This window comes from Bacillus cereus group sp. N31 (assembly GCF_016483245.1).
In the GTDB taxonomy this organism is placed as follows: domain Bacteria; phylum Bacillota; class Bacilli; order Bacillales; family Bacillaceae_G; genus Bacillus_A; species Bacillus_A toyonensis.
On the sequence record NZ_JAEHCH010000005.1, the window covers coordinates 97,093 to 110,106 of the forward strand.

Genomic DNA, 13,014 nt, shown 5'->3' on the forward strand with positions numbered 1-13,014 from the left:
GATGTCTCCTTTCCATACTTAAGACTCCAAACTCTTACCATTCGTCGCAATTACTTCTTTATACCAATCGAAGCTTTTCTTCTTCGATCTTTTTAATGAACCTTTTCCTTCATTATCTTTATCAACATATATATATCCGTAACGTTTTTTCATTTCTCCAGTAGAAGCACTTACAAGGTCAATTGGGCCCCAGCTTGTATACCCGATAATATCTACTCCATCTTGAATTGCTTCTGACATTTCGATCATATGCTTCTCTAGGTAATCAATACGGTCTTCATCATTCACTTCGTCTTCACCATTTAATTGATCGATTGCACCGAGACCATTTTCAACAACAAATAAAGGTTTTTGGTAACGATCGTAAAGTTGGTTCGCTGTAATACGGAAGCCTTTCGGATCAATCGTCCATCCCCACTCTGATTTTTCCAAATATGGATTTTCAACAGAACCGAATACATTCCCGCTCGTTATGCTTTTTAACACTTCTGGATCTGTACTTGTTGCTCGGCTTGAATAGTAGCTAAATCCAATATAATCAACTGTATGCTCTTTTAAAATCTCCTCGTCTTCTTTTTCCATTTCAATTGTTACATTGTTATCTTTAAAGAAGCGCTTTGCGTATCCAGGATATTGTCCTCTTGCTTGTACATCAATGAAGAAGAATGATTCACGGTCTTGTTCCATCGCACGAAAAACATCGTCTGGATTACATGTGTATGGATACGTTGCACCAGCAGCAAGCATACAACCGATTTTTGCGTCTGGAATCATTTCATGACACGCTTTTACAGCTAACGCGCTTGCGACAAGTTGGTGATGCGCTGCTTGATACTGAATTTGTTTTTTGTTCTCACCTTCTTTAAATGCTAGCCCTGCACCCATGAAAGGTAAATGTAAAAGCATATTAATTTCGTTAAATGTCATCCAATATTTCACTTTATCTTTATATCTATTAAAAATCGTTTTTGCATACGTCTCAAAGAAAGTGACAAGTTTTCTACTTCTCCAGCTTCCATACTTTTCTACTAAATGAATAGGAACATCAAAATGAGCCATCGTAACGACTGGTTCAATGCCCTGCTTTAACAGTTCATCAAATAAATTATCATAAAACTGTAATCCTGCTTCATTCGGCTTTTCATCTTCACCATTTGGGAAAATACGTGTCCAAGCGATAGATACACGTAGCGCTTTAAATCCCATTTCTGCAAACAGCGCGATATCTTCTTTATAACGATGATAAAAATCAATCGCTTCGTGTGATGGATAAAACTCCCCTTCTGCCGGTGTAAAGGAATGAATATTCCCCTTCATAATATCCCAACGTTTTTCACCAGTTGGCAATAGATCAACTACCGTCAATCCTTTTCCATCTTCTAAATATGCTCCTTCAACTTGATTGGCTGCGATTGCTCCACCCCATAAAAATCCTTTAGGAAAAATAACTTTAGACATATAGAAAAACTCCTTTATATAAGAATTAACGAGGAAAGGCATTGTAAGTTTTAAAGAATACCTTTCTTCGTGTGAACCTGTATGAAATGTAACTACTATTTAACTCCTAACTCTAGTAAGGAATCTCCAGCTTGAATCTTTTCTACTTCAGTTTTTTTAATACTATATTTATTATAATTTGTAACAACAACTGGTGTTGTCACAACATAACCCGCCTTTTGAATTTCAGCTATATTAAACTCAATAAGTAATTGCCCTTTTTCTACTCTCGCTCCTTGTTCAATATGAGAGGAGAAAAATTCGCCATTTAATTTCACAGTATCCATTCCAATATGGATTAAAATTTCAGCACCTGAATCCGCCGTAATTCCTACTGCATGATTCGTCGGGAAAAGTGCAGAAATCGTACCTGAAACTGGTGAAAACAACTTTCCTTCTGAAGGCTCAATCGCAACCCCTTCACCTAACGCACCTGATGCAAATGCAGCATCGTCAATATTTTGAAGTGGCATAACGGCGCCATGAAATGGACTCAGAATTGCTTCATCATCGTTTGATGCAGCAATTTTATCAATTGTTTCAGCTGATTCTGTAGAATCTTTCTTTTTAGTAAAACCAAATAAATAAGTAAGAACAAAACCTACTATTAAAGAGACAACCATCGCAATAATCGCGCCCCAAAATCCAGCTGTAATCCCTTCTTTCGGACTAATGAATGTTGGAAGCGCAAATATACCAAGTCCACCTGTCATATAAGCTTGCGTACCGAATACGCCAAGTATTCCGCCGCCAATTCCTCCCGCAATACAACTCATAATAAACGGTTTTTTAAGAGGAAGTGTAACACCATAAATCGCCGGCTCTGTAACACCGAAAATACCCGAAATAAAAGCTGGAATACTAAGTGTTTTTAATTTCCGATCTTTCGTTTTCATCCAAACTCCAAGAACAGCCCCAATTTGAGCAAATGAAGTAGCGAATATAAGCGCTAATATAGGATCAATACCGTGCACTGCTAAATTGTTATAGCCAATCGGGACAATTCCCCAATGAAGTCCGAAAATAACGAGCACTTGCCAGAAAGCACCAAGTACTATCCCTGCTACTAATGGACTTAAATGATAAACCCAAAGTGTAGCCTGTCCTAAAAATTGACCTGCCCACGTCGCAATCGGACCAATAACAAGAAATGTAACTGGTACAACGATTAGTAACGTTAAGAATGGTAGTACAAATGTTTTCACAACATCTGGAATGACTTTCTTTAAAGACTTTTCTACTTTCGCTCCAAAATAAGTAGCAAGAATAATTGGAATAACAGATGATGCATAGTTCATTAAAATAACTGGAATTCCTAAAAACGTAATATGAATTGGTGATTCAAACATCGTTCCTGCAAATAGCGTATATAATGGCTCACTTGCTTTTAAACCGGATAGAGCCGGATACACTAACGCTCCCCCAATTGCCATACCAATGAATGGTGATCCTCCAAATTTCTTACTTGCTGTATATCCTAAGAAGATTGGGAAGAAATAAAATAATGAATCGCCAACTGCATTTAATATTTGATACGTTCCTGACTGCGTACTTAACCAGCCTAGCGCTACAAATAGTGCATTAAATCCTTTAATCATCCCAGTTGCAGCTAGTACTCCTAAAATGGGGGTGAAAATGCTAGAAAGAATATCTATAAGACTACTCTTTTTCTTCTCACTCGCATTTTCTTCCTCTGTTTCTTGAAACCCTCCAGCAGCAATAAGCGCTTTATACACATCAGATACATGGTTACCAATTACAACTTGATATTGTCCGCCGCTTTTCATAACAGTCACAACATCTTCCATGCTTTTCAGTACTTCTGTATTTGCTTTCCCCTCATCTTTTAACTGAAATCGTAAGCGAGTTATACAATGTACAACGCTATTTATATTTTCTCTCCCGCCAACATGTTTCAGTATGTCCTTTGCTAACTTTTCATACTTCATAGTTATTTCTCCTCCCTACAATCATCCCATTTATCATTTTTATAAAGTGAAACTGTAATCAGTGGGGGTATTCATCCCCCACTGATTACTAGCCTTCACCAATCGGGCATTTACGGCAGCCCGACTCCCACATAACTTCTTGGCCTCAGCCGAATTTTGAGGTGGGATAAAAGAAAAAACCTAAACTAACCGTAACGACGTGATACATACGAATCACTCCATTACAAGTCAATTTAGGTTTTGCCTGCCAAACAGTAACAATCCTGTTTATTCAATTACATAATTCATTGCGTTTCGTTACACGATGAATGTGCAACGTTACATACACTTTTTCATCTTTTGAAAGATGACTATTATGTGCTTTTTGTAAGTATGCTTCAATTTTTTCTGTACAACAATATGCCTCTTCATACTTACTTTTCACTTGCTCGTATAAAAAATCATCCTCTGCCGAATGCAATTCCTTCTGCATTAAACGCTGGGCAAAGTATCGTAAATGCGTTACGAACCGACTATAATTAAATGAATTTTCATCTAAGTTCATCTTATAGTGGTACTTTACAACATTTAAAATATCTTGGACGATTTTTGTCATCGCCACCGTTTGCTGCATTGCCGGCTCTCCTTGCTGTGCATTCACGAAATGCAAGGCAATTGACCCTGCTTCATCTTCAGAAAGTCTAAAGCCAGTCTTCTCTTCAATTATGTTCAAAGCTTGTAGACCAATTTCAAACTCTTTCTGATAAAATCTCTTAATCTCCCAAAGCAAAGTATTTTTCAGATCCATTCCTTCTTTATGCCTAGTTAAGGCGAAACTTAAGTGATCCGTTAATGTAAGATAAATATAATCACTTAAAGTCCCCGGCAAAACTGTCTTAGCAAACTGAATAATTCTCTCTGTAATCTCTAAATTTTCTACAGGAATTTCAGTTAGTAACCTAGCGAATTTCTCTGATAATTCTCTTGTTTCTAGTACAAAGGTCTTTTCTATCTTAGATTCATCAATCGCATCGCCTACTTTTTTCTGAAACCCCAAACCTCTGCCCATAAGTACAACTTCTGTCTCATTATCCTTCATCGTACAAACAACATTGTTATTTAAGATTTTATGGATTCTCATATTGTTCCGCCTTCTTCTTCTTAAAGTCACAAAAGGTAATAAAAAAACCTAAACTGATTCCAAAAGCTACACTACACCCGTAGCCTCTAGATCAATTTAGGTTTTGCCTGCCGAACAGTAACAATCCTTTTACTTATTAACTTACTTTTATTATACACAACAAGTAAGCGTTTGCAATGATAAATTATTGAACATTTTTTTACAAGAGAAAACAAAGACTAATCATTTCAAAAAGTATTTTTCCTTTTTCGATATACTAATAGTTTATCAGCTGTTGTTTTAATGTATTTAAAACTTTCTTTCTCTCTTCATAATCTTCTGCATCAGCTTCTTCCCAAAGCTCAAGATCAGCCCCTCGCTCAATTAATGCAATCGCATTGTTGCGAACCTCATCCTGAAGACACCCTTTCTCCAATTGTATTGCCGCAAGACCAATATATACTAAAGACATAACCTCTAAATCTTCATCTATATCAAACTCATCTAAATACTCTTCTAAAATGAGCTTAGTTGCTTCTTCTACACTATTATCTTCTTCTAAGTACTCAATAAACTGTTCTTTCACATCACAAGTTGTATCATCATCAAATAACCCAGCTCCCCAAGCGCCCATATTCCACAGCCCCTTCTTTGTACTTTTCTATTATATTTCAATCTTAAATATAATAGAAATTCATTACAAGGCTAGTTATATACATCATTATATTTTACAATTACTATAGGTAATATATATATTTTACCACATGTATCATTCTGAATAATCAAACAAAATTATCGATAAAATTCCATATAGACCCATTACTGGTTAAAATGTTATAATTAAATCACCCTACATAGTTACTCATAGTCAGACTGAGGAACTAGCGTCTTATTAAGCAATGCGCATAACTTAAATAAAAAAGACACTTTACAGTGTCTTTTTTATTTACATTCTATTCATTATTTTTTCATAGAAGTTATCTCTTTTATACACAAAATATATCAAACTATACTTATTTAGAGTTTTCCTTCAATCCAACTACCCGATTGGTCAAAATAGTATTTGTTACCACCAATTGATTGCCAGCCTGTTAACATTGCACCTTCACCATTTAAGTAGTACCATTTACCGCCGATTGATTGCCAACCTGTTAACATTGCACCTTCACCATTTAAGTAGTACCATTTACCACCGATTGATTGCCAGCCCGTTAACATTGCACCTTCACCATTTAAGTAGTACCATTTACCACCGATTGATTGCCAACCCGTTAACATTGCACCACTACTATTTAAGTAGTACCATTTACCACCGATTGATTGCCAACCCGTTACCATTGCACCACTACTATTTAAGTAATACCATGCACCACCAACATTTTTCCAACCAGTAGCCATTTTGCCATCACTGTTTGTATAATACCAATTGTTATTTTTAAATACCCAACCTTCTTTTGTTGTATTAGGGTCTTTATCTTGAGCATTGTTAGTGAGCTTACTCCAGCTTGGATCGTATTTCACCCACTCACCTTTCTTGATTTCATACCAGCCATCTTTAATAGATAACACTTTGTATTTTTCACCCTTCTTAGCAATGCGGACAACTCCATAATTCACTCCTGCACCACTACGAACATTCACGCTTGTACCAGTGATTTCTAACTCAATATTTGGCTCAGCTGGGTTTGTTTCGTTACCATCTACATCTTCTTTTTCGTCTACTAACGGAGGATTCGTTCCAGTACCCCCATTCAGATATCCATTAGCGCCTTCTACAAATGAATTCCAAGTCCCCCTTGTGATAATAATATCAGGGCACTTCTTTCCACTCCATTGTTCATGGCGTCGTAAATTACTCGCGCTGATTCCTTCTTGTTTCATTAAATGCGCTACTAATTTTTTCGCGTTTTCTACCGCTTTATTGTAGTCGCCATCTTGATTAACCGCTATCTCAATACCGATTGATTCTCTGTTTCCTGTACCTGTACCACCATCACCTGCATGCCAGCCATTTTCATTTGTTGGTAGATGCTGATAAATTTCTTTATCATCTACAGTAAAATGCCAAGAAGCAGTTCTAACAGTACCGCTTGTTGCTTGATTGTATAAATACTTTGCATGACTCTCAGCATTCGCACCCGGTGCCGTATTTGCTGTTTCATGAATCGTAATATACTTTGCTTTCATTGGGTTTGCAGGTCGAATATCTGTGTTACCAGCTGGTATAATCCACTCTACAAACGGAATTCCACTAATTGTTCCACTTTTCTTCGTTGCTGATGGATCTGCTGCTGAATACCCTATACGGTTAGAACTACGCATTTTGGGTTGCATAGAGCGAGAGCTTCCATCTCCTTTACCATCTACATCTTTAAACGCATTTTCAATATTTTTTAAAGCTTCCGCTTCCGTGACTTTTCCTGTCTTAGCTTCTTTAACGGTCTCTATATCACCATGAACATGTGCGTCTTTTTCTCCGTCTGCAATTGACAATTGATTCGGTTGATTAACACTCTCTTCTGCTAAAGTTGTTAATGGCACAGTTGATAATAAAGTTAGTCCTGTTGTTAAAGTAATTACGTATTTTCCTAGATTTCTTGTCATAGTTATTACGGTATATTTTACTAGATTAGTAGTAATACCTTCCTCCCCTATACATGATTTTTTCACTTCCAGATTTATGAAATAGAACATTCATTTCATGCATCTGATACCACCAAAATTAAAGAACAGATTTTTCGGAAACTTACTACAATGCATTAGTAAAATTAACTTCTCTCTTGTTTTATACATTCTATCTTCCAAATATTCAATACACTAGATTTATATTCAAACAATAGGTTCGTTAAATAGTAACCTTTGAGTGTAATCATTCCTATTCATTCTAGTTCTCCTAAATATACATAAGTGCAGTGGCGTCCCAGACTATATCATATATGATATAGGAGAAAAGTAAAAGGTCATATATTTATATTGTTGTAAACTTTTATAAATAATATTACATACACAAAACCACTCAAGTATATCATTCCGCATTTGAGTAGTTCTCATTTCTGCCCTAAAAGATATGAATCTATTTCTTAATAAAACTACCATAAAAATTTCAATGTAAAGCAATCGAACTGCATGAATAATAACTAAAAAAAAGGCCCCATTACTGGAGCGCTCAAAAAATAATATAAGTAAATGAATTAAAAGAAATAACAGACAACTAAAATATATACGAATAAACATTCTTTAATCTATATATATGTAATATTACATAAAATTATTTATTATTACATGCTATACTAAAACTGGAGTCGATAATTGTTATTTTCTTCTTAGTTTTAAAGCAATATGGATATACCTTCTAATCGCATTTGGATTGTACAAGGAAAAGAAGACACCTTAATGGGTGTCTTCTTTTCTTATATTTTTATGAATTCTTTTGAGTCGATGCTCTCCAATCACGAAAAGATGTTGGGCGTCCAGAATACGCTCTTTGCTTTGTAACAGCTGGTTTTTCTTCAAGAATAGTTGATTTTTCTTCAGGAGTATTTGGTTTTTCTTCAAGAATAGTCAAAGCTGTTTGCATTTTCTCCAGCTGTTCTCTTAAAGCTTGCTGTTCAATCTTTAAATCTGTAAGTAAGCGTAAAATCATCTCAGAATTAGCCATAAAGATCCTCCTTCTCCCAATACACAGAATAAAATACAATATGTAAACGACGAAATACCGGTGACAAAAATAAATTCGTCAACTCTTATACAGTGAAACTTTAATCAGCCCGAATCCCACCTAACTCCTTTGCTCCAGCCGGATTTTCGGGCGGGAGTTTTATTGCACGTTAATGCGGGATAAAATCCCAAGTACTTTTATTTTTCAAAAGGACCTGCTCAAGTTTATCCGTAAAAACATAAAGTGAATTAAATCCATTACGGAAGGAGGAGTTAATATGGGTTATGGCGGTAGTTGTGGTGGTGGCTGTGGTTTCGGCGGCGGATTCGCCCTACTTGTTGTACTCTTTATTTTATTAATCATCGTTGGAGCTAGCTGTTGGGGCGGCGGATTCGGCTGCTAAGGAGAGGCACTCTTGAGAGTGTCTTTTTTTATGTTCTACATACATATTACTTCATATAGTAATTTCCCAGCACTAAAGGCTACTTTCACAATGAAGTGCACCCCCATTGTATTGTTTGTTTCATATTTATTGTTATTTTCCCTCTCAAAAATTGCACATTTTAAAATTGACATAGCATTTCATTCACCATATACTGTTAACAACAGTATACTGTTATTAACAGTAACATAATCTATTTTAGGAGGTCTATTTATGAAACATACAGGAAGACATACAGGGGCATTCCTTTTATTATTTCTAGCCGAGAGGGATCACTATGGCGGGCAACTATTGCAAAAGTGTGAAGAAGAACTTCCGGTCAATCCAATCGATAGTGCCATCCTATACCGCACACTAAAGAAATTAGAAAACGAAGGTGCAATTGAATCTTATGTAAGTACAGCTCATCAAGATAAACCGAGAAAGATGTACAAAATTACGCCTGCTGGAAAGGAACAATTAGCAGATTTTCAAATGGATATTGAAGAAAAAATGCAGAACTTATCCTTTTTCCTAGACAAATATAAAGACTTAAAGGAATCCGATCATGATTAACGGTATGATCCTTTACACTTTAGCCATTGTCCTTACGGGAATTTCTTTTATGAAAGATCGTAATAAAACGAAAGAAGCTCTAATGAAGTCATGGAAAATGTTTCGCAATCTTCTACCTGCCATGCTCTCCATCATGCTTTTCGTTGGCTTATCACTTTCCGTATTAACGCCGTCCTTCACCTCTTCCATCATTGGAGAGCAGTCTGGATTGTTAGGTATTATTTATTCTGCAATCCTCGGTTCTGTGGCACTCATCCCAAGCTTTGTCGTATTCCCTCTTGGAAATACATTAGTTCAACATGGTGCAGGTCTTCCTCAAGTTGCGGCACTTATGTCTACACTCATGTCAGTAGGGCTTACAACATTACCGATGGAACAAAAGATATTCGGACGAAGCTTTGCTTACGCACGTAATGCATCTGCATTACTCATGTCCCTCCTATTCTCCTATATCATTTGGGTGGTGATGGTATGAAAGAACTAAAAAGATATCGCTTCTTTTTCATCTTACTACTGGGGCTCTTTGTATTAACTTTTATAAATCAATCTTTAGGATGGAGCGCATTACAATTAACAGGGAATAGCATTTTAGATATGCTGTTTCTCCTTCCTCCTGTCCTACTATTTGTAGGATTACTTGATCAATGGGTGAAGAAAGAAACGTTAATGAAATATATGGGCGAAAAATCGGGCATATATGGTATCTTATTCTCTCTATTATTAGGCGGAATTGCAGCTGGCCCCCTCTACGTCGCCTTTCCAATCGCCGCATTACTTTTGAAAAAAGGGGCTAGCATTAAATACATCGTATTTTTCTTAGGCGTTTGGACAACTGCAAAATTACCAATTATCGTATATGAATTTTCTTCATTTGGAGCTACTTTCACACTTATTCACATTTGCTTCGGTTTAGTATTCTTCTATGTAATGGGCCTTATTTTTGAGAAGTTTTATGATCAGGGGCAATTGTTGCGGTATGATGTTACGGAGGAAATGTAAGGTTAACACCCATTGGATAACAGATGCAGAAGATCGAACTGTCATTGTAAAAAAAGAGAAACTAACATTAACAACTTGTTACCCCTTTAACTACATCGGTGATGCCCCAGATCGCTATATTATTGAAGCATCTTTAATTTCTACTAGCTACAAAGAGGTGTCACCTTATAACTATGTGACACCTCTTTTTTACTTTAGAAACATTACCATAATCTTAATTCGACACAGTATAATAAATATATAATACAGAAAATTAAATATTTTGTTTTATAATATTTTTAGAGGTGATTATCTTGAGTAAAAATGTGAATTTACTTCTTCAAATAGTAATTGGAATTACCATTATGATCGCACCTATTCTCATTACAGGGACTATGTATGATGTCACTAAAACGATGGGTGACTTATTAGTTGCAGAGCTTATTATAAGAACACTTTCCCTCATTATTGGACTTTTAGTTATTAGTAAAGCTTTACATCGTTATTCTCAATAGTTCTTCTTACTAAAAAACAGACAATACATACACCACATTTCCCTCGGCTGTTTGAACTATTATTACGAAAGAAATATAAAAAGACATCTTTAATCGTAAAGATGTCTTTTTATATAAAACTTAATTTTCGTTCTGTAAAACCCCCTTTACTTCTACTCCCTTTTTCTCTTCTTTTAAGAATAGCGATACGATAAAAGCAACAACAATAAAGATTAATCCAAGTGCAAATGCACCTTGGAACCCTGACGTTAAACCGTTTAACTTCTCCACTGGGTCCATTGGGTTTGCAGAGCTTTCCATATACTTAGTTGTTCCTGAAGACATTTTCGATATAAATATAGCTGTACCAATTGCGCCAGCTACTTGCTGTAACGTATTAAACAACGCTGTTCCGTGCGGATATAGATCTGGTGTTAATTGATTTAAGCCGTATGTTTGTGCTGTCATGACAAACATGAGTCCAACCATTAATACGCTATGCATAATAATAATTTGTGGCATTGATGTATCAGGAGTAATACCTTTAAATAAGAACATTGCAATCCCTACTAACACAATGCCAGGAACGATAATAACTTTCGGACTAAATTTATCAAATAGTTTACCTGCGATTGGTCCCATTATGGCGCTAATAATACTTCCTGGAAGCATGATGATTCCTGATTTAAAGGCTGTAACGAGTAAAACTGTTTGCAGGAACATCGGTAATAAAGTCATCGTTGAAAATAACGACATCATCACAATGACGATTAATCCAACTGATAATGTAAACATCGGGACTTTAAATGCTCGTAATTCTAAAATTGGATTCTCAATTTTCAATTGTCGAACGACAAAAATACATAATGAGATAAGCCCAACAATTAAAGTGCCATACACTTTCGCATCGGACCATCCTAAATCACCCGATGCACTAAAGCTATACACAAGCCCACCAAATCCTAATGTTGATAAAAGGATAGATGGATAATCTACTTTTGGCCTTGTTATCTCTGAAACATTTTGAATGTACTTCATCCCAATCATAATTGAGATGATTACGATAGGAATAACGATATAGAATAACCAGCGCCAATTCAGTGAGTCAACGATTACTCCAGATAATGTAGGACCAATTGCCGGAGCAGACATCATCACAAGTGCGATTAATCCCATTGTGGCACCACGTTTTTCAGGTGGACAAATAATTAAAATCGTATTCATTAGTAACGGTGAAATTAACCCGGTCGCTACAGCTTGGACGATACGGCCTACTAATAAAACAGAAAATGTCGGTGCGAATCCCGCAATTAATGTACCTACTAAAAATGTTACCATAGCGATTAAGAACATTTTTCTCGTTGTAAGCCATTGCTGAAGTAATGCTGTAATTGGGACTAAAACCCCAACCACCAACATGTAAGCTGTAGAAAGCCATTGAATCGTTGAAGCTGTTACGTCAAATTCTTTCATTAATACCGTTAATGCATTACCAAGTAACGTTTCGTTTAATAATGCAACCATTGCCCCTAGAAGTAATGCAATTAAAATGGGGGTATGTTTTATATTAGAAGTATCAACTTTGCCACTTGCAGGGCTCTTAGTTGTCATATTCATTTACAAATTCTCCTCCTGTTTCTTACTTAAAAAGCTTTATATAAACACGAACACATGTAATATAATATACATATGTAGATTAAAAAGGGAGAATCAATTTTCAGCCACTGTATATTTAATCTACAAAAAAGGAGAATTGTAGATGAATGATAATGAAAAACAACTTGATTTACGTATTAGACGTACACATAAATTACTGTGGGATTCCTTATTTGAATTAATGACGCAATCAAAACAGAAATATAGTACCATCACGATTAACCAAATATGTGACCGCGCGATGGTACACCGAACAACCTTTTATAAACACTTTGAAGATAAAGATGCTTTATTAGCCTTTGGATTTAAACGATACAGCAAGATGATTGCGGGAATACCGGTTTCAGATCGATTAAGTAAACCATTTCAAGTAATGGAACAATTTCTACATCATGAAGAAATCGGTAAAATATTAGAGACGCAAATGTCTGATGCACAATTTATTAGCCGGACACAGTATTTAAGTCACGAAACGAGAAAACAAGAAATAGAAGCGTTAAATCAACTTTGCAAAAATCATACGATGCCAAATGATTTAATCATTGAATTTTATTCAGGGGCAATCACCTCATTAAGCGCATGGTGGTTTAAAAATGAAAGAAGCGTTTCTGCTGCTGAGATGGATAGGTATCTCCACCAACTTATTAACCGAGATATTTTTCAGTTTGAAAAAGAATAACTTCACC

General features: G+C 35.8%; 13 protein-coding genes and 1 pseudogene. 7 read left to right on the plus strand and 7 right to left on the minus strand.

The annotated features are described in order from the left end of the window. Positions 1-18 precede the first annotated feature (18 nt). The 6 genes from JDS81_RS09755 to JDS81_RS09780 form a co-directional block, all read right to left on the minus strand. The gene (locus JDS81_RS09755; RefSeq protein WP_097953127.1) at positions 19-1,458 is read right to left on the minus strand and encodes a 6-phospho-beta-glucosidase; all 1,440 of its coding nucleotides are present in this window, start codon (positions 1,456-1,458) and stop codon (positions 19-21) included. 95 nt (positions 1,459-1,553) lie between these two features. Continuing rightward, complete coding sequence (locus tag JDS81_RS09760; RefSeq protein ID WP_097953126.1) at positions 1,554-3,446, minus strand: beta-glucoside-specific PTS transporter subunit IIABC; 1,893 nt, start codon at positions 3,444-3,446, stop codon at positions 1,554-1,556. A 271-nt stretch (positions 3,447-3,717) separates the two neighbouring features. Further along, positions 3,718-4,566 carry a BglG family transcription antiterminator LicT gene (gene licT, locus JDS81_RS09765; protein ID WP_097953125.1) on the minus strand — a complete coding sequence of 283 codons (849 nt, stop codon included), beginning with the start codon at positions 4,564-4,566 and terminating at the stop codon, positions 3,718-3,720. Positions 4,567-4,822: 256 nt separating this feature from the next. Further along, positions 4,823-5,179 carry a DUF4259 domain-containing protein gene (locus tag JDS81_RS09770; RefSeq protein ID WP_097953124.1) on the minus strand — a complete coding sequence of 119 codons (357 nt, stop codon included), beginning with the start codon at positions 5,177-5,179 and terminating at the stop codon, positions 4,823-4,825. Positions 5,180-5,562: 383 nt separating this feature from the next. After that, positions 5,563-7,149 (minus strand): N-acetylmuramoyl-L-alanine amidase, encoded by a 1,587-nt coding sequence (locus tag JDS81_RS09775; protein ID WP_098839382.1) that lies wholly within the window; start codon positions 7,147-7,149, stop codon positions 5,563-5,565. Positions 7,150-7,963: 814 nt separating this feature from the next. Then, a complete protein-coding gene (locus JDS81_RS09780; protein WP_142311386.1) occupies positions 7,964-8,203 on the minus strand; it encodes a preprotein translocase in 240 nt (79 codons plus the stop codon). A 277-nt stretch (positions 8,204-8,480) separates the two neighbouring features. On the opposite strand from JDS81_RS09780, the gene JDS81_RS09785 reads away from it, so the two are divergent. From JDS81_RS09785 to JDS81_RS09810, 6 genes and pseudogenes are all read left to right on the plus strand, one after another. After that, positions 8,481-8,606 carry a YjcZ family sporulation protein gene (locus JDS81_RS09785; protein ID WP_000540377.1) on the plus strand — a complete coding sequence of 42 codons (126 nt, stop codon included), beginning with the start codon at positions 8,481-8,483 and terminating at the stop codon, positions 8,604-8,606. A 252-nt stretch (positions 8,607-8,858) separates the two neighbouring features. Then, entirely contained in the window at positions 8,859-9,200 is a 342-nt protein-coding gene (locus JDS81_RS09790; protein WP_097953122.1) for a PadR family transcriptional regulator, read from the plus strand. Next, the gene (locus JDS81_RS09795; RefSeq protein ID WP_097953121.1) at positions 9,193-9,675 is read left to right on the plus strand and encodes a hypothetical protein; all 483 of its coding nucleotides are present in this window, start codon (positions 9,193-9,195) and stop codon (positions 9,673-9,675) included. Before JDS81_RS09790 ends, JDS81_RS09795 begins: the two co-directional genes overlap by 8 nt. Then, on the plus strand, positions 9,672-10,199 hold the full coding sequence (locus JDS81_RS09800) for a permease (protein WP_142312910.1): 528 nt from the start codon (positions 9,672-9,674) through the stop codon (positions 10,197-10,199). Before JDS81_RS09795 ends, JDS81_RS09800 begins: the two co-directional genes overlap by 4 nt. Next, positions 10,198-10,341 (plus strand): annotated as a pseudogene (locus JDS81_RS09805) (sortase domain-containing protein); the annotation flags it as partial. The gene JDS81_RS09800 and the pseudogene JDS81_RS09805, both read left to right, overlap by 2 nt. 151 nt (positions 10,342-10,492) lie before the next feature. Next, entirely contained in the window at positions 10,493-10,693 is a 201-nt protein-coding gene (locus JDS81_RS09810; RefSeq protein WP_000042281.1) for a hypothetical protein, read from the plus strand. A gap of 120 nt (positions 10,694-10,813) precedes the next feature. On the opposite strand, the gene JDS81_RS09815 is transcribed toward JDS81_RS09810, so the two are convergent. Continuing rightward, positions 10,814-12,289, minus strand: a complete 1,476-nt coding sequence (locus JDS81_RS09815) for an MDR family MFS transporter (protein WP_097953119.1) — start codon at positions 12,287-12,289, stop codon at positions 10,814-10,816. 142 nt (positions 12,290-12,431) lie between these two features. Here JDS81_RS09815 and JDS81_RS09820 point away from each other — a divergent pair, with 142 nt between their 5' ends. Next, the gene (locus tag JDS81_RS09820; RefSeq protein ID WP_097953118.1) at positions 12,432-13,007 is read left to right on the plus strand and encodes a TetR/AcrR family transcriptional regulator; all 576 of its coding nucleotides are present in this window, start codon (positions 12,432-12,434) and stop codon (positions 13,005-13,007) included. Positions 13,008-13,014: the final 7 nt, after the last annotated feature.

Coding starts and splice junctions, on each gene's coding strand:
- JDS81_RS09755 (WP_097953127.1), bottom strand. CDS start 1,458: ATGTCTAAAGTTATTTTTCCTAAAGGATTTTTATGGGGTGGAGCAATC.
- JDS81_RS09760 (WP_097953126.1), bottom strand. CDS start 3,446: ATGAAGTATGAAAAGTTAGCAAAGGACATACTGAAACATGTTGGCGGG.
- licT (WP_097953125.1), bottom strand. CDS start 4,566: ATGAGAATCCATAAAATCTTAAATAACAATGTTGTTTGTACGATGAAG.
- JDS81_RS09770 (WP_097953124.1), bottom strand. CDS start 5,179: ATGGGCGCTTGGGGAGCTGGGTTATTTGATGATGATACAACTTGTGAT.
- JDS81_RS09775 (WP_098839382.1), bottom strand. CDS start 7,149: ATGACAAGAAATCTAGGAAAATACGTAATTACTTTAACAACAGGACTA.
- JDS81_RS09780 (WP_142311386.1), bottom strand. CDS start 8,203: ATGGCTAATTCTGAGATGATTTTACGCTTACTTACAGATTTAAAGATT.
- JDS81_RS09785 (WP_000540377.1), top strand. CDS start 8,481: ATGGGTTATGGCGGTAGTTGTGGTGGTGGCTGTGGTTTCGGCGGCGGA.
- JDS81_RS09790 (WP_097953122.1), top strand. CDS start 8,859: ATGAAACATACAGGAAGACATACAGGGGCATTCCTTTTATTATTTCTA.
- JDS81_RS09795 (WP_097953121.1), top strand. CDS start 9,193: ATGATTAACGGTATGATCCTTTACACTTTAGCCATTGTCCTTACGGGA.
- JDS81_RS09800 (WP_142312910.1), top strand. CDS start 9,672: ATGAAAGAACTAAAAAGATATCGCTTCTTTTTCATCTTACTACTGGGG.
- JDS81_RS09815 (WP_097953119.1), bottom strand. CDS start 12,289: ATGAATATGACAACTAAGAGCCCTGCAAGTGGCAAAGTTGATACTTCT.
- JDS81_RS09820 (WP_097953118.1), top strand. CDS start 12,432: ATGAATGATAATGAAAAACAACTTGATTTACGTATTAGACGTACACAT.